The organism is Mucilaginibacter sp. P2_A4, from assembly GCF_056405015.1.
The window spans coordinates 108,609-125,297 of record NZ_JBFUCX010000007.1; the positions used below are offsets into that span (position 1 = coordinate 108,609).

A 16,689-nucleotide genomic window follows, 5' to 3' on the forward strand; every position below is an offset into this window, starting at 1 on the left:
CTATAAACGGCTTGAGCCCATTGTCAAAACCGCAGCTCCGCTAATCTGGCCCTTCCTTAATTTTTTAATGGCCTGTGAAAGACTGAATACGGTTGTCTGTGTATGAACAGGGATTGTTTTTAATGTATCAAAAAAGGGCAGACCATTGTGGCGGGGCAGTTTAGCCACTGATTTGATCATCCTTTCCTGACTTGCTTTTTTGAATATCATGGACTGCATGAACCCGGGAGTTTCCATTTTAGCGCAATTACAGTTTATCTGAAGGAACAACGTTTGCTTTGGGTATGTTTTAAATAACCGCGCAGCAGTCTGGCGGAAACACCAGTAGCGGAATGGTGATATGCTTAGCCAGTCTCTGCGTATGGCTGCCGCTGATCAGCTTCGAAAGAAAATTATGTGGACGGTGAACCATGGCCAGCATATCAATCTGGCTGTGTTCATAAAGCCAGTTCAGGCCACTATCTACATCTACGCTCCTGACATGGCGATAGTAGATTTTTGGATAATTGGCTTTATCGGATACTTCACTGAGAAAATTATCTATATCCTGTTTTTCCCTGGGGTTTTCACTTTTTTCGTCAGTAACATGACTAACCAGGATCTCCGCGTTGAAATAACGCGCCATACCGGCCAGGGAATGAATTACCTCGATATCGCTCTTGCTTAAATCAGTGGCAAAGGCAATCTTTTGAATGGGCTTATATATAAAATCAGCCGGAATAAGGATAACCGGGAAATTGGCTTTTTCTATCAGCTCCCTGCTGTTGCTGCCCAGGAAAAATCGACTGAGCCCCCCTGCACCTGACATGCCCATCACCACCAGAGACATTTTTTGTTCTCCCACCACATTTCTGATCACTTCTGTTACTGAGCCAACCTCGCTGCTGTAACCAATGGCTGGTTGGTAATCCGGCGGCAGGCCTTCAGCCTGTTCTTTCAGTTTTTGCTTTAATTTTTCTACAGAAAGCTCTAATTGCTCTGTTGTAAAATTTTTCATAGAGGTATAATCTTCCAACGGCCATGCTACTTGTGGCGCCATCCGGGCCTCTGCTGGCACTGAAATCGCGCTGCATAACCTGATCCCTGTTTTCATGCCTTTGGCCAGGTGCAGGGCATAGCGCGCGGCATTGTTTGCGGGAGCAGAAAAATCTGTAGGGACTAATATGGTTTTCATATTGGGTGGTTTTAAAGTGTTGCGTTACAAAGGTTGATTTTTTGCTTCTCCCGTTAAATGATCCTGGTCACTTGCGTATATGATAACAGGCATAAAAATATAATACCATACAAATCATCATGGATTACGATTAAAGCGAGCGGTCTATATCTTTTTTATTAAGAAAGCACCAGGCGGGGCAGCTTAGTTATTATTGCAGGTAGTTTAAACAGGTGCTCAAGCTGCTTATCAGCAAAATTGTTTCCAATTGATAAAGATGCTTTCCTGCCCGTTTGAGTTTGGAGGGATATGACGCTGCAATGCCCGGATGAAGAGATCACCCATTAAACGCAGCAGGAAAGCTGTTTCAATTTTATGAAACCCCTGGTCGGCCACCACATGATTTGTATCATGATATTGTTTGGCGAGGTCCGGCGTTATGGTGTTACTGAGATTGAAACTGTTTGGCTGATTGTCCTGAAATTGCGGATCAGTCAATTTTTACTTCTTTTTTGGCCGTCAGGGCTTTGTCTGATTTTTTAAGATCAATGACCAGTAAGCCATCTTTGTACGATGCTTTGATCTTTTCTTCCAAAACGTTTTCGGGCAGCTTGAAGCTACGGGTGAAGGCGCTTTTTGAAAATTCCTTACGGGTGTAATTTTCTTTTTCTTCCTTTTGTTCGCTGCTGGTTTCCGCGCTGATCGTTATCAAACCATTTCCTGTAGAGACCTTAAAATCGTCCTTTTTAAAGCCGGGTGCCGCTACTTCCAGTTCAAAATTATCTTTTGTTTCCCGGACGTTAACTGCAGGTAATTGCTCGCCTGAAAACAAAGGTTTGTCAAAAAACCTGTCGGTGTTCCAAAAATCTTCCATCATTGACCTTAATGATGGAAAGCTGTTAGTTTTTACTAAAGTTGACATAATGATTTATTTAATGTTTACAGTTCAAATTTCCTATTATCTGTGGCCAATCACGATGACCCAGATCAGTTTCCATTGTGACGTTCATCAATAATTTGGCTTCATCTACGCGCTAATTTTACCGGATATTAAAAGCCATTAGTTATGGACAACGCAAATGGTGCATCTATTAATGATGCTGTTTATTTACAGTCTTTTGGGGCAGCAGAAACTGTTACAGGTTCAAAACACCTGCTGCAAACACCGGAGTTGAACATCCTGGTAGATTGTGGCTTATTTCAGGGTATCAAGTCTCTCCGGGAACGAAACTGGGAAAGACCGCCGGCTGAACTTTCGGCCGTTGATGTGATGATCCTTACCCATGCACATCTCGATCATTGCGGGTATATTCCTTTATTTGTTAAAAACGGATACGGTGGCAAAATTTATATGAGCCCACCCACCCGAGACCTGGCAGAACTCATTTTGAGGGACAGCGCTAAATTACAGGAAGAGGATGCTGATAAAGCCAATAGGCACGGTTACAGCAAACACCGGCCGGCCGAACCATTATATACAACGGAGGATGTGGAAACAGCGTTACAGCAGTTTGTGACGGTGGAGCCCGACCGTACCTTCCGTTTGAATGAGCAGATCTGGTTTAAGTTTTTCCCCGCCGGTCATATTGTTGGGGCCTGTTCTCTGGAGATTACTTGTTATGGAAAAACTATCGTATTTTCTGGTGATATCGGGCGTTATCATTCAGAATTGCTTCCCCCGCCGGTTCATCCGGTTAAGGCCGATTTTGTGGTGATGGAATCCACATATGGGGATCGGCTGCATGACGCCGCTGATCCGGCGGAAGCATTTGGCCTGGCCATCAAGGATACGGTTTTTCGGCGCGGTAACCTGCTAATTCCCTGTTTTGCTGTGGGCCGGGCACAGGATGTGATACATGTTTTATACCGGCTAAAAAATTCCGGGGGAATACCCCAAAGCATCCCGGTTTTTCTGGACAGCCCTATGGCGGCTTCGGCCGGCCGTTCCTTGTTGAAATACCCGGGCTGGCTAACAATCCCCGAAGCAGAAACTACCCGCATGTTCAGCGGGGTGACTATTAATCCGGATTATCACCATACAGAAAAAATCATCCGTCAAAAAGGAAGTAAGGTAGTGCTCGCCGCAAGTGGGATGCTCACCGGTGGCAGGGTGTTGGAATATCTTAAACATTACCTCGGGGATGCAAGGAACACCGTACTGATGATTGGATACCAGGCTGAAGGCACCCGGGGAAGAGCCCTGCTTAACCAGGTGCCGGAAATTAAGATACATGGGCAATATTACCCGGTTAGAGCGCGGACTTTGGAGATCGGCGGCTTATCAGCACATGCGGACCAGCGCGAATTGCTAACGTGGATAAAAGGATTTGAACCGGCGCCCGCGGAGGTCTTTCTTGTACATGGTGAGCCCTGCGCGCAGGAGGCACTCCGGGTGAAGCTAAAGGATGAACTTCGCGTTCCCGTTACGATCATAAAGGAAGGCAGGCCAAAGTTACTGTTCCCTGTAAAGCGTAGTGAGTTAAAAGCGCAGCCATTTACCGGAATGGAAAATGAAGATCCGGTTAAACCGGCTGGTCTGCCCGCCTGAAAAACACATAAGATCAGGCTATTTTGTGCCTGATATCATTTTTTGGGAAATCGGTGGCATCTAAATTTGGTAGTACATTTTGCTTTAAAGAGGGAGGAGATATGCCAAGTCTGAAATTTAATTTTTTACACCCTGTTAAAGGCCGGGCTTGTTTGAGCCGCCTTTGTGGTGATACATATACAGCTCAACAAATCCTGGTTGACAGTGAAGGAAAGAAAGACTTTGAAGTTGCTCTGGGCCCATGTGATGATGGTAGATACCGGTTCATTCTTAACTGGGAATACGAAAACAGGCAATTTACCCACCTCACCGAATTCGTGATTCGTGCACAGGAACTGCTGCTGTACCAGGACTGATAAAACTACTTCAGATCGGGATATTAGATTGTTAACCAGTAAACCGTCTGCCATGTCAGGAGAATTAAACGAAAACCAGAAAGAGGCTTTATTAAAAAGCCAGGTGCTTAACCGGTTTGGCTGGTTAACCGGGAATGTGTTATAATGAAAAAGCAAATTGCAAAAGTTTAACCTAACAGTATCCTATGATAAATAAAATGCCGACGACCGTAAAACTTGCTATAGAATTAATAGGCCTGTTTGTTTTAGGAACTATCTTGGTGGCTGGAAATACAATCATAATGCCCATATTAATGGCATTTTTCTTCAGCCTGATGCTCTTGCCTATATTTCGTTTTTTCAGAAAACTAAAACTGCCCGAAGTCATTGCTGTTTTTTTGCCGATACTGTTATTAACTATTGTAATAGCGTTAATCATTTGGTTGTTTTCCAGCCAGGTGGGGGCTTTGTTAGATGATTTTCCGCAAATAGAAAGGACCGTAGCTAAACATTTGGATAATTTAAGTATTTGGATAAGTAACTCATTTGGATACTCTCCGGCAGAACAGTTGAAATTTATTAATGTACAAAGCCAAAAACTTTTTAATTCCCTGGGCGGTGTTTTGAAAGGCGCGGTAGGGTCTTTATCAGGCATAGTCATATTTATTGGACTGTTGCCGATCTACATATACCTGATCATGCTGTACAGGAATCTTTTTTTAAAGTTCGTGCTGATGTGTTTTAAACAAGATGAGCATCAAAATGTTGAAGAAGGTATCCGTCAGACGGAGCAAATGGTAAAAAGCTACCTGGTTGGTTTATTGATACAAATCGCCTATATCATTGTACTTTTAGGGGGAATATTGTGGCTTTTTGGTATCCAAAATGCCTTACTGATAGGGATCATCTTTGCTTTTTTAAACCTTATTCCTTATCTGGGGGCATTAATCGGTAATATTTTAGGCGTATTGTTAACCCTTGCTTCATCTGATAGTATCGCAGATGTACTGATCGTATTAGGCGCTATTACGTTTGTGCAATTGCTGGATAATAATATTTTAATGCCACGGATTGTAGGCTCACAGGTAAAAATTAACCCGCTTGTTTCCATTCTTGGGATCATTATAGCGGGCAGCATGGCTGGTATATCGGGTATGTTCCTGGCAATGCCTGTTCTTTCTATTTTAAAAATAGCGTTTGACCGCTCTGAAAATTTTAAGCAATGGGGGGTACTCCTGGGCGATGAGCGCCCAGTAAAAAGCCTGATGGAAGTTTAATGACTTAGTTGGTTAGTTTTCCCCTGTATTGCTTTGAAAGCCTGGATAACGAACAATGGTAACATTCCCGCTGCTATTGCGGTAACCCATAATTTAAGCGAAAGTACCGATAGCCCTAAAACTAAACGTAAACCGGGGATTGCAAAAACCATTAGTGTAAGGCCGCTACAGATGAAAACTGCCACCCATACAAATTTGTTCCTGGTAATTTCATTATTAAAAAAGCCTGAACCCTTCGAAGACATGTTGAACACATGAAATAATTGTGCAAACGTGAGCGTGATAAACGCTACATTATTGCATACACTGTTGTTGCTATGCATCACCTCTTTACAGTAAACTACGGCAATAATTACTGCCGAGCTCATGGTTACTGAGTATAAGGCAATAACCATCCAGCCTTTATTGGTAATGATTTCTTTTGCAGGGTCTCTGGGTGGTTTCTGCATCACTGTTTTATCGCCTGTACCTAAGCCCAGTGCCAGCGCGGGGAATATGTCTGTAACCATATTTAAGAAAAGGATCTGCAGGGGCAGTAAAGTGGCCGCAGGGGTAATAATACCTAAGATGGTTACAATAAAAATCTCACTCAGATTACAAGACATCAGGTAGACGACGAACTTTTGAATATTTTGAAATATTTCCCGGCCATGGGCTACCGCTTCAGCAATTGAAGTAAACGAATCATCTTTCAAAACAATACTGGCTGTTTCTTTAGCTACCTGGGTTCCTCTTATTCCCATAGCGATGCCAACATCTGCTTTTTTTAATGCCGGTGCATCATTAACGCCATCGCCTGTCATGGCTACTATTGACCCAGCCTTTTGAAAAACGTCGGCAATTTCCAGTTTTTGTTTGGGTGAAACACGAGCAAAAACAGCAGTAGCCAGAATACGCTCCTTCCATTCTTTTGTTAATGAGTCACTCGTTGGAAGCTCCCTTCCGGTGATTACATTTTTGTTGTCTTCATCAATTAAACCTACTTCCCTGGCTATATTTAGGGCCGTTTGCGGATGGTCACCGGTAATCATCACCACTTTAATGCCTGCATTTCTACAAGTAAATATGGCCCCTTTAATATGTGTTCTGGGTGGATCAAGAAAACCAGCCATGCCAATATAAACCATATCACTCAAATAATTGTGGTCATCGAGTGTGTTGTCCGACCGGTAGGCAAATGCCAATACCCGCAGCCCGGTCGTTGCCATTTTCTCCGATTTTGAAAGTATGGCAATCCGGGATTCATCATCCAATGCTTTTATAAGCGTACCCGATTGTACTTTACTGCAGTTCTCCAGCAATCTTTCAACAGATCCTTTAGCGGCAGCAAAATATCCCGATGATGTTTGGTGCAACGTACCCATCATCATGATTTCTGAACTAAATGGAATTTCTCCGATACGTACGTATTGTTTGTTTAATGCATCGGTATCCAAACTCCCGGCAACTGCTATTTGTAACAACGCAACTTCCACCGGATCTCCGGAGAACTTCTTTTCCCCACCGCTCATTTCGTCTGTTGCAATGATGGCATTATTGCATAAAATACCAGTTAAGAGCAATTTTTCAAAGTTTTCGGCGCTCACGTTAATCGCATCGTCCGGGAAATTTAAACTGTTATTTTCTATGATTACTTTGATACTTTCCTCCGGAAACGCCAATGTATCGGCATAGATCTTATTTTCAGTTAAGGTTCCGGTCTTGTCAGTTAGTATCACCCCGGTACTCCCCAGCGTTTCTACCGCGGATAGTTTTTTTACGATTGCATTACGCCTGGCCATAAGCAACATCCCAAAAGATAAAGCAACCGTTGACACAATAGGTAAGCCCTCAGGTATGGCAGCCACTGCTAGCGCAATGGATGTTTCAATGATGATCAATATTTGCTTACCCTGGATAAACCCTGTTGCCGCAAAAATAGCGGTCATAGCCAGTGTTATCCAGATCAGTTTCCGACTCAATCTATTCAGCTTTTTATCCAGTGGCGTGGCCGTATCGGTCGAATTTTCCACTAAAGCGGTAATCGTGCCTAATTGCGTATGTGCTGCAATACCAGTGATCACCATTTTCCCATTCCCGCTGAGCACGGACGTGCCTTTAAAAGCCATGTTTTTTTGATCCCCAACCACCGTATCCTCAGTTAATGCTGCTGTGTTTTTTTCAGATGGAAGCGATTCGCCGGTAAGCGATGATTCATCACACTGCAAGCGGTGCACCTCTACTAAACGGCCATCTGCCGGGATTATATCCCCGGCCTCCAGCGGAACCAGATCGCCGGGAACCAGCTGTTCCGACGGGACAGATTTTGTTTTACCATCACGAATCACCTTTGCCAGTATGACGTCCATTTTTTTGAGTGCCTTCATAGAACTGCGTGCTTGCACTTCCATAAAAAAGCCAATCAGGGCATTGATAACAATAACAACCAAAATGGCTATTGTCTCCAACAGATCCTTAAAGTAAAGTGAAACGGTCGCCCCCAATACCAGGAGGTAAACGATTGGGCTCCTGAATTGCAACAGTAGGATAAACCAGAGGCTTTTTTGCTTTTGAGTTTTATAGATATTAAGCCCGTAGGATTTACTGCGTTTTGCAGCCTCATTTTGAGGAATACCTTTATTCACATTTGTTTGAACGAGTGTTGCAACTTCCTCCAGGGATAATGAAAAAGGGTGATCTAAGGGATATTTCATTATCATTTGGTAAGCTGTTATTTGTTTTCCATTTTATTGAAGGTGAGTAAAGGGATTTTTCCATGAAAGGAGTAATTCTCTGCATTGGAAGGGAAAAATAATTTTTCAAACATGGACCTTGACTGATGGGTAAACAAAACCAAAAGAGATGGTTTACTGATTTTAATGGCATCGTCAATATCTTCCAGCAAAGCATTGGTGATATCTCTTTCTCTTTTTAGGATACTCACAGTATAATTCGCTTTTTTCTTTAACATAGCCTCCATAAACTCTTTATCAAATGCAAACTCATAAGGATAGGAAATATGCATCATTTCAACACTCGCCTTTATAGGTCGTGCAAAGGCAATTACTTTATCGAGTTCACGTTCGTAATCGGTCATGTCCGATGCATACAGTATATGCTTTAATTCTTTGAGATGATAATTACTTGGAATGCATAGTACAGGGATTGCAGAACTGGAGATGAGCTTAGCAGTATGGGTCCCGAATATTTTTGTGAGGGCGCCCGCACCACGGGTACTGATACATATATAGGAGCAATGATGTTTGTTTGCATAATCCATGATCCCATCCACCACATCAATGTTAGATACCAGTACCAATTGATAGTTGCTTTCAGGTTCCTCAATAGCCTTGTAGATTTCTGCAATAAATGAAGATAGCTCTTCAACCGTTTTTTTTCTGAAGTTACCGGCATACTCTTCAAAGGCTTGTTCACTCCATTTGAAAGGTTTTAACAGATGGTATACATGAAGAATAATCAATTCGGCTTTGCGTTGCTTCGCCAGCTTAATGGCAAAACGAATTGCGGCCCTTGAATTGGTGGACTGGTCGGTAGTGACGAGTATCTTTTCCATAATTTTATTTATTGGTGATTTAAAGGTCAATTGGCTAAAAAACCTGCATTGCTTTTATATTTATTATTGATGAGCAATAAATAAATGTATATCAATAGCTTTCATCAGTCTTTCAGCCATAATAATTACTGCATTTTTGGCAATGGCTTACTTATAATTACAAATATTTCTTAAAAAATTGAGTTATATAATGATGGCTGGCATTAAAATAAATGATGCAAATCACGAATTCATTTATCAACCTTTTAATAAGATAAAGCACATTCCGGCAGTTTCGATGGTGTCAAATCAGGATATACTTAGGTGCTAAAATAGATGTGATAAAGGATTTGTTCTAAACAGACATGTTTAGCTGCTTCCGTCTATTGTGTTTGATATCGCTCTATCAAATATATTGTTCTCCAGTCCGTCAATTTTACCCTTGAAATAACAGTAGTCTTCATGCGGCATTTTCCACACTGCCCTGAATTCGGAAGGGAACCTGATCCCGTTTCTTTCCATATAACCTCCGGCATAGGCGATCCATTTATACTTTTTGAAAGTTCCGTGATCCGTATAATAGCGATCTGAAGTTTCAAAGCGAAGAAACTCATGGTGTTTATTGAAGTAGAAAATACCGCTTGCAGAAACACCTCGATCATAAATGATCCCTTCCAGGGTATAATGATCCAATTCTTTCCAGCTGATATAGGGTTGTAGCGCATAAGCTGGGATCAGCATGGTTTCTGCCAAAATCGTTACCAGTTCCGCCACATCCATTTCTTTTCCCTGGGTATCAGATAGTGTGAAAATATTCATCAGCTTGATCAGCATGCTTCCCTTTCCATTTTGATATTTATCCCGCGCACCAAACGGCACTACACCCATCAATTTGGATCGCATATACACGATTCTCGCAGGTACCGGAAGAAAGTTCACCTGTTTGCATACCAGGGGAGTCCAGTTTTGTTGATTGGCTGTTTTTAAAAACGCCTCTTTCCAACTGACGCTACAACAGATCAAATTTTCTTTACCGTTGAAGCCAGAGGCAGACAAGCACTGTTGCAGGACTTCTGGCAAATCCGTTATATCCCGCAGAGGTCGGCTTACCCCGGAGAGATAATACTGCTCGGTTTCAGCCTTAACTTCTGTAGCGAAGATCTTTTTCAGTGAGGTGAAAGCGTTAAAGCCAAACATGGGATGATATGATAATATAGGGTGTCAAAATAGTTCTGGTGCTTATTTAACAGTGACCGTGCTAAATAGAGTTCTATCAAGGTCGATGCTGCTCAAAATTGCAGAGATATTGCTCCCGAAAAAATGCCGAAACTCACTTTAGTTCATAAAATATCGTCTGCCGCCGGTTAATATGATGGTTTTTTCCGACATAAGGTCACCATAAAACATGACCGCCATCAATTTTATACTGCACATAATTAGTCAGCTTTATATAACAAATTGATTGTGTAAAGTCATGAAAACAATAGTAATAACCAATGATTTTTCAGAGGGTTGGAAACAGGTTGCCCGTTATGGATTTGAACTGGCCAAACAATTAAAAGCCAGCGTGACCCTTTGTAATGCCATGATCATTCCGGCACAAATTTCACAAACTGGTTTGGCAGGCCGGCCACCTCAAGTTTTTGAGGAGTTGATGGACGACGAAAATTTATCAATTATAAAGCTATGAACACGAAACAATCCGACACTCAATTAGAGTACGAACTACAGGAACTGTATATTTTAAGCCAGCACTGGTTGCAGGACATTTCTTTTATGGAAGATGAAGTGCGTTTTTTTAAGAATATTCTGCTTAAATATCAGGAAGCGTGCCCTCTAAAAGAAATGCCAGCCACGGCAGCAGACTTTATAACAAAAATACGGGGACAGGAACAGCGTATAGATTCCCTTAAAATAAAGATTCCGGAATTTCTCCATTTTCTTAAACCGTTCATTGACGATTCGAAAAAGGAAATGGGAATTGATTTTCTGGAAAGATACAATAAGCTGGGAACAGAATTAAGGGCTCTGTTTGCAGCGGTGAAGGTAACCAAGACAGACCTATTCAATTACACGGAAGCGATTATGACAAAGGAAAAAGTGGAATAAAAGCGATGATACTCTATATAACCAACTCATCCATGATCTCGATGATGAGGTTAATCCTTTCCATCTAGGAGGGTTACAAAAATTTAAATTCGTCGTTCGGATTGTTATGTTGATGGTCACAAATCTCGGAGGAATAACAGGCCCTGATCAGTAAATTAAAAGATGGCGGTCGTTCTTTGAGAACAATAAAATGGAAAGATTTGAAAGTAAAGCCTTAATTAAAATGCCATGAAAAGAATACTTCTGCTTACTGACTTTTCCGAAAACGCTGCGCATGCGGCTCGGTCGGCAGTGATGTTGGGAGAAAAGCTGCATGCCGATCTCCTATTGCTGCACAATATAGCCGGCATCCCGGTAACACCCCATCATATAGGCGGTGGCTTTGTGGCCGAGGAAACGAGTTGGCAGATGGATGAAAGCCGCGGGCATCTTCTCAAGCTTACCGAGCAACTTCAAGTAATGATTGGTAAGCTGGGTTCAATGAGTTACAACCCGGTTGTACACCGCCAGATAGCCGAAGGCAGCCTCGGCGAGAACATTCTCACTGTAGTTAAAGAGCAGAAGATTGAAATGATCGTGATGGGCGGCAGGTCCGGAAGCGCCTTTGATCATCTATGGTTCGGGAACGACACCAGGTCGGTGATAGAACAAGCGGGCTGCCCTGTAATCGTCATACCGCAGGAGCATGACCTCGGCATAATAAAAAAAGTGGTTTTCGCCACAGACTTTAACGCCGGGGATATAAAAGCCGTTAAATACCTGGTCAAATTGGGGGAACTATTTGATTTTCAACTGGAAATTGTTCATGTCAGTCAGTTCGGTAAACAGGAAGGAGCGGATGATCAAAAGAAACTGTCGTTCGTGAGCCAGGTCTACAAATTAAATTATCCGAAAATTATATACAAAGATATCAGAGGTAAGGATTTCCTCGCGAGGGTTGATCGTTTCTGCGGGGAAACGGGAGCAGACCTGCTCGCGCTTGTACATTATCCACATTCTTTTTTTTCACGTCTGTTGCAGGGCAGTCATACGATGAAAGCCCTCAGTCGTCCGCATATACCTGTACTGGTGTTTCCCGGCAAGAATTGAAAATAAATGATCATGAAACTGCTGCAGATTAATTTTAGTCCTCCGTTGATCATACCTTTTTATTCGTTTTTTTTTCTGGCTGCCGGTCCCTGTCAGACTTTTACGCTATCGGTTCCTTCCGCATTCCTAAGACTGAAAGCTCAGCGGCTCACCGGAAAGGTCATTTCAAAACAGGTTTCTTCTTGCGGCCTGCTGTAAAAACTTAAAGTGCCACCCATCAACTGTACATATCGTTTAACAATGTGCAGCCCCAGTCCCGTGCCGGGGATATTTCCCGAATCATCAACCCTGTGAAAGATCGTGAACAGTTGATGCTGGTCTTTTTCTGCTATACCGGTGCCATTATCCTTCACGCTGATAGTGATCCATTCCTCCGTAATTTGCAGCAGCAACCAGATATGCGCCTGTTCACCCGCGTATTTGACCGCATTGAACAATAAGTTGGTCAGCGCCTTCCGGATTAGTTCCTGATCGAGTCCGACCATGCCGACGTTACCCGTTTGTTCATAGCTGAACTGCTGACCAGGCTTGCCCATGAAACAAACTTCCTCCATTGTCTCCCGGCACAACGTATCCAGGTCGAAGCTGACGGCGCTGGCCATTACCCGCCCGGTATCCAGTTTTTCGAGCGAGAGAAAGTCATCCAGGATAACCTCGAGTCGGTGAACCACCGTTTTAATCTTCAGGCTATGTTTGACGATGTTTTCCGTTTCCTGTTTTTGGGCGTATTTTTCGATCAGCGCGGCTGAGAGCATTACCGAGCTCAATGGCGTGCGGAACTCGTGCGAAGCAAGCGTGATAAAATTGCTTTTCAGTTTATTCAGCTGATGTTCGTGCTGGTAGGCCCGGGAACGGCTCTTCAGCTCATTCAGAACGATATAGACCAAAAAAGCCACAATCATCAGCACCATGGCCGTTCCGGCTGTCACAAATAGTTTGATCTGTCTCAATGCACCGGATTGCAGACCCGTGCGGGCGGTCGTAGCCTGCAATTGGCTGAGGTGCACATACGAAATCAATCCCAACACCACAACCAGGACGACAGAAACCCCGCAGCCGGTATAAAACAGCAGGCGGAAACGATACATAATATTATCCCCGCGGTCAGGGATTCTGTCATTGCTATGCTCAACATATTTCCTCCAGCCGAGGATCGCTGCTAATTGGTTATTGTTCATCTGTTTTTTTTAGACAATTTATCCTGTTCTGCCCGGTAACGCAATGATGGCTAACAGAAGAAGGCATGAGTTTAGTCATGTTGTGCACAATAGTTGCGGGATTTTTCTGACGATGATCACCCCTTGATGTGTCTCCGGTCATATTTTTCGGAGACTGGCCTGCCTAATTTTAAGGGTCAGTAATAAACGGTAATACGACTATATGACACTACTCTTTGGTGCCGCCCGTACGTGCTGTGTGCTGGCAGTCAGGGTATTAAATTTGCACAACAGAATGTTAAATTTACTATAGTTAACGAGACTGGAACATGAATATCAAAATTTTGATTATAGAAGATAACTGCGATATCCGCGAAAGCGTAGCGGAGATATTGGAGTTGGCAGGTCATACGGTATATGTTGCCGGTAATGGCAAAGAAGGGGTGGAGCAGGCCCGGATACAGCTGCCTGATATAATTCTGTGTGATATCATGATGCCGGAACTGGATGGATACGGTGTGTTGCACCTGTTGGGCAAAGTGCCCCAAACGGCCCATATTCCCTTTATTTTTCTGACAGCTAAGGCCGAGCGGGTGGATCTGCGCAAAGCTATGGAAATGGGTGCCGACGATTACCTGACCAAGCCTTTTGACGATGTGGAACTGCTGAACGCAATTGAAAGCCGCTTGAAGAAAAGGGAACAGCAAAAGGAATTTTACAGCAAGACCCTGGACGAGCTGGGCCATCTTGTTGCCCGGAACAATGGACTGGCAGAGCTGCAACGGATTATTCGCGAACGCAAGACCCGGCATTTTAAAAAAAACCAGGTTATTTACTATGAAGGTGATAAAGGGAACGGGCTTTATATTGTACTTGAGGGGAAAATAAAGACCAGTAAACTGGCCGAGGATGGCCGTGAACTGATCACCGCTATGCATACCGCAGACCAATACCTGGGCATCCACGCATTGTTGGCCGATGATGCCTATGCCGAAACTGCCACAGCGCTCGAGGACAGTCAGCTCTGCCTAATTCCCAAAGAACAACTGGAGCAATTGCTGAGTGTATACCCTGATCTGGCGCGTCAGTTTATTAAGCTGTTGGCTGGTCAGATTCGGGAAAACGAGGATCAGCTATTGCAGATGGCTTATCATTCGGTCCGGAAAAAGCTGGCCGAAGCTATTTTGCGCCTGCAGCGTCAGTCCGTTTCTACAGATGCCGGGCTCAAAATATCCCGTGAAGATTTGGCGGCGCTGGCAGGTATAGCTACCGAAACGGTCAGCCGTACCTTATCAGATTTCAGGAGCGAAGGCCTGATTGATAAGAACGGCAATCTGATCACGGTACTCGATTTGAAGCGCCTCGAGCGCATGAAAAACTAAAAGGTGGGTTGGTAGACCTTTCCCTTGCCCATCGCCAGGTTGAAAGGAATGTGACGATAATCATGTGAAAACTTCTGCCGTCAGTGCTTGTCAGCGAGCAGGCAGCAGCGGCCGAGCACTTCCAGGAGTTCTTCGGAACTGAAAGGTTTGCGGATATAGCCATCGGCGCCTAAGCGCATGGCAGCCTCCATTTCCGTATTTTCCGAGTTGGCAGTAAGAAATATGAATGGAATGGCCGCGGTTGAAGGTATGGCTTTTAATTCCCGAAACACCTCATACCCATCGGCCTGGGGCATCATAATGTCGCACAAAATAATATCCGGAAGGCATTCCTGTGCAAGCAACATCCCGGCCCGTCCGTCGGTAGCCGCCACAACCTCGTAGCCTTCCAATTCCAACAGTTCACAGGTGTTTTCCCGGATGTCATCATTGTCCTCTATTAGTAAGATCTTTTTCATGGTGGCTGTTTTTTGTTGTGCGGTGACCTGGCCGCAGACTATCTATAAAATTAACAAAGATTGTTTAATATTCCTATTAGTTTTGAAACGTCCCTTTACTTGATCTGCGGCTGCCGGAAACGCAGTGTGAAGGTGCTACCCTGGCCGGATTGACTCTCAAAGCCGACCGCCCCATCCATGAGGCTTGCGTACCTGGCCACAATATTAAGACCCAGCCCCGTGCCCTGGATCGACCCGGTGTTCCCTGCGCGAAAAAATGGGCTAAACAAATGCACCTGGTCTCCTTCCGGTATGCCGATTCCCTGGTCAGAGACAGACAGGCGACATTCGCCGGTGAGAAGTTCAGTGTCCAGCCTGATTATGGTATCTTCGGCTGAATATTTGATCGCGTTGGATAGTAGGTTATGCAGGCAGTTCCTGAGCAATTGCTGATCCAGCAGCACTGGTTCTGTTGCTCCCGTATGCCGGTAAAGTATTCGTTGTCCTGGTTTGGCCAGCATCTGCATTTCCAGGGCCGTTTCCTGGCAAAATTCAGACAGGTCAAATTCTGTCAGCGAAACACTGATCTTCCCAGACTCCAGCTTTTCCATTGAAAGAAACTCGCCCAGGATGCCGGAAAGGTTATTGACGGAATTCTTAATTTTGCCTATATGTTTGGCAATATTAAGGTCCGTGTAAGGCTGCGCATATTTTTCGATGAGGGAGGCGGAGAGTTTGATTGCGCTAAGCGGTGTGCGGAACTCATGAGAGGCCATTGATACGAAACGGCTCTTTAGCTGACTCAATTCTTTTTCTTTTTGCAAGGCCCGGTTCAGTTCGTCCGTTCGTTGTGCAACCATGTCCTCCAGGTGTGTAGTATAGGTCTTTACTTGTTCCTCTGCCAGTTTCTGCCGGGTAATATCACGGGCGATCTTGGAGGCGCCGACAACCCGGCCCGAAGTGTCGCGTACAGGGGAAACGGTCAGCGAGATCGGTATTTCCTGCCCAGTTTTGGTTCGGCGCACGGTTTCGAAATGTTCCACCTTTTTGCCTTCGCTAATCGCTTTGATGAGCCGTTTTTCTTCCGCCAGCCGTTCGGCGGGGATGATCAGGCTGATGTGCTGCCCTACTGCTTCGGCGGCGCTGTACCCGAACAGCCGCTCCGCGCCCCGGTTCCAGCTGGTGATGTGGCCATCCAAGTCCTTGGTGATAATGGCGTCATCGGATGAATCGACGATAGCGGCGAGCAGCGCCTGTTGTCTTTCTGACCTGCGCTGCGCGGTTACGTCGATCAACGTATGGATTGCGCCGTCGTAGTTTTCTGCCTCGTCCCATACCGCGATGGAAGAGACCAGGACATACCGGTCCGCACCATCGGGCATCCGGTAGCGGATCTCCTGCCGAACACCATCCTGATGCATTCTGATCTCCATGGTTACGGATTTATTGCCTGCATCGATCTGGCGCCCTTCGTGGTCAAATTTCGTTAGGGCCGGGTACCAATCTATTTGTCCCGTTAGCGGAGTGATTTCGAACAGTGACGCGGCAGCGGTATTATATTCCACCAATACATCGTTTCGGTCGCATAGATATACGGCTATGGGAAGCTTCTCGTAATACTGAATGGAGGAGGGGCGAACATCATCCATAGAAAAAGGTTTTTGTAGTTG

At 44.4% G+C, this 16,689-nt stretch carries 17 protein-coding genes; 7 read left to right on the plus strand and 10 right to left on the minus strand.

The window, feature by feature from the left end; genetic code table 11:
- The 4 genes from AC1DYB_RS14555 to AC1DYB_RS14570 all read right to left on the minus strand — a co-directional run bounded on the left by AC1DYB_RS14555 (position 1) and on the right by AC1DYB_RS14570 (position 2,075).
- Positions 1-237: a hypothetical protein gene (locus AC1DYB_RS14555; RefSeq protein WP_477435964.1), complete on the minus strand. Its 237-nt coding sequence runs from the start codon at positions 235-237 to the stop codon at positions 1-3.
- Positions 238-289: 52 nt separating this feature from the next.
- Positions 290-1,174: a universal stress protein gene (locus AC1DYB_RS14560; RefSeq protein ID WP_477435966.1), complete on the minus strand. Its 885-nt coding sequence runs from the start codon at positions 1,172-1,174 to the stop codon at positions 290-292.
- Positions 1,175-1,402: 228 nt separating this feature from the next.
- On the minus strand, positions 1,403-1,651 hold the full coding sequence (locus AC1DYB_RS14565; RefSeq protein ID WP_477435968.1) for a hypothetical protein: 249 nt from the start codon (positions 1,649-1,651) through the stop codon (positions 1,403-1,405).
- Positions 1,644-2,075 (minus strand): Hsp20/alpha crystallin family protein, encoded by a 432-nt coding sequence (locus AC1DYB_RS14570; protein WP_477390453.1) that lies wholly within the window; start codon positions 2,073-2,075, stop codon positions 1,644-1,646. The genes AC1DYB_RS14565 and AC1DYB_RS14570 overlap by 8 nt, the downstream gene beginning before the upstream one ends.
- A 144-nt stretch (positions 2,076-2,219) precedes the next feature.
- Between AC1DYB_RS14570 and AC1DYB_RS14575 the strand changes: the two genes are divergently transcribed.
- The 3 genes from AC1DYB_RS14575 to AC1DYB_RS14585 all read left to right on the plus strand — a co-directional run bounded on the left by AC1DYB_RS14575 (position 2,220) and on the right by AC1DYB_RS14585 (position 5,313).
- Positions 2,220-3,701, plus strand: a complete 1,482-nt coding sequence (locus tag AC1DYB_RS14575) for an MBL fold metallo-hydrolase RNA specificity domain-containing protein (RefSeq protein ID WP_477435970.1) — start codon at positions 2,220-2,222, stop codon at positions 3,699-3,701.
- A 101-nt stretch (positions 3,702-3,802) separates the two neighbouring features.
- Complete coding sequence (locus tag AC1DYB_RS14580) at positions 3,803-4,057, plus strand: hypothetical protein (protein WP_295711450.1); 255 nt, start codon at positions 3,803-3,805, stop codon at positions 4,055-4,057.
- Positions 4,058-4,254: 197 nt separating this feature from the next.
- Positions 4,255-5,313 (plus strand): AI-2E family transporter, encoded by a 1,059-nt coding sequence (locus AC1DYB_RS14585; protein ID WP_477435973.1) that lies wholly within the window; start codon positions 4,255-4,257, stop codon positions 5,311-5,313.
- Here AC1DYB_RS14585 and AC1DYB_RS14590 read toward each other — a convergent pair.
- The 3 genes from AC1DYB_RS14590 to AC1DYB_RS14600 form a co-directional block, all read right to left on the minus strand.
- Positions 5,310-8,006, minus strand: coding sequence for a cation-translocating P-type ATPase (locus tag AC1DYB_RS14590; protein WP_477435975.1), 2,697 nt, complete (start codon positions 8,004-8,006; stop codon positions 5,310-5,312). The two genes, AC1DYB_RS14585 and AC1DYB_RS14590, sit on opposite strands and share 4 nt — an antisense overlap.
- Before the next feature lie 17 nt (positions 8,007-8,023).
- Positions 8,024-8,866: a universal stress protein gene (locus AC1DYB_RS14595; protein WP_477435977.1), complete on the minus strand. Its 843-nt coding sequence runs from the start codon at positions 8,864-8,866 to the stop codon at positions 8,024-8,026.
- Between the two features lie 348 nt (positions 8,867-9,214).
- Positions 9,215-10,042: a DUF6920 family protein gene (locus AC1DYB_RS14600; RefSeq protein WP_477435979.1), complete on the minus strand. Its 828-nt coding sequence runs from the start codon at positions 10,040-10,042 to the stop codon at positions 9,215-9,217.
- Positions 10,043-10,319: 277 nt separating this feature from the next.
- On the opposite strand from AC1DYB_RS14600, the gene AC1DYB_RS14605 reads away from it, so the two are divergent.
- From AC1DYB_RS14605 to AC1DYB_RS14615, 3 genes are all read left to right on the plus strand, one after another.
- Complete coding sequence (locus tag AC1DYB_RS14605) at positions 10,320-10,535, plus strand: hypothetical protein (protein WP_477435981.1); 216 nt, start codon at positions 10,320-10,322, stop codon at positions 10,533-10,535.
- Positions 10,532-10,954: a hypothetical protein gene (locus AC1DYB_RS14610; RefSeq protein WP_477435983.1), complete on the plus strand. Its 423-nt coding sequence runs from the start codon at positions 10,532-10,534 to the stop codon at positions 10,952-10,954. The genes AC1DYB_RS14605 and AC1DYB_RS14610 overlap by 4 nt, the downstream gene beginning before the upstream one ends.
- Positions 10,955-11,182: 228 nt before the next feature.
- Entirely contained in the window at positions 11,183-12,043 is an 861-nt protein-coding gene (locus AC1DYB_RS14615; RefSeq protein ID WP_477435985.1) for a universal stress protein, read from the plus strand.
- A 140-nt stretch (positions 12,044-12,183) separates the two neighbouring features.
- On the opposite strand, the gene AC1DYB_RS14620 is transcribed toward AC1DYB_RS14615, so the two are convergent.
- Positions 12,184-13,221 (minus strand): sensor histidine kinase, encoded by a 1,038-nt coding sequence (locus AC1DYB_RS14620; protein ID WP_477435987.1) that lies wholly within the window; start codon positions 13,219-13,221, stop codon positions 12,184-12,186.
- Positions 13,222-13,529: 308 nt separating this feature from the next.
- Between AC1DYB_RS14620 and AC1DYB_RS14625 the strand changes: the two genes are divergently transcribed.
- A complete protein-coding gene (locus AC1DYB_RS14625; protein WP_477435989.1) occupies positions 13,530-14,582 on the plus strand; it encodes a response regulator in 1,053 nt (350 codons plus the stop codon).
- 80 nt (positions 14,583-14,662) lie between these two features.
- On the opposite strand, the gene AC1DYB_RS14630 is transcribed toward AC1DYB_RS14625, so the two are convergent.
- On the minus strand, positions 14,663-15,040 hold the full coding sequence (locus AC1DYB_RS14630) for a response regulator transcription factor (protein ID WP_477435991.1): 378 nt from the start codon (positions 15,038-15,040) through the stop codon (positions 14,663-14,665).
- A 95-nt stretch (positions 15,041-15,135) separates the two neighbouring features.
- Complete coding sequence (locus AC1DYB_RS14635; RefSeq protein WP_477435993.1) at positions 15,136-16,668, minus strand: sensor histidine kinase; 1,533 nt, start codon at positions 16,666-16,668, stop codon at positions 15,136-15,138.
- Positions 16,669-16,689 lie beyond the last annotated feature (21 nt).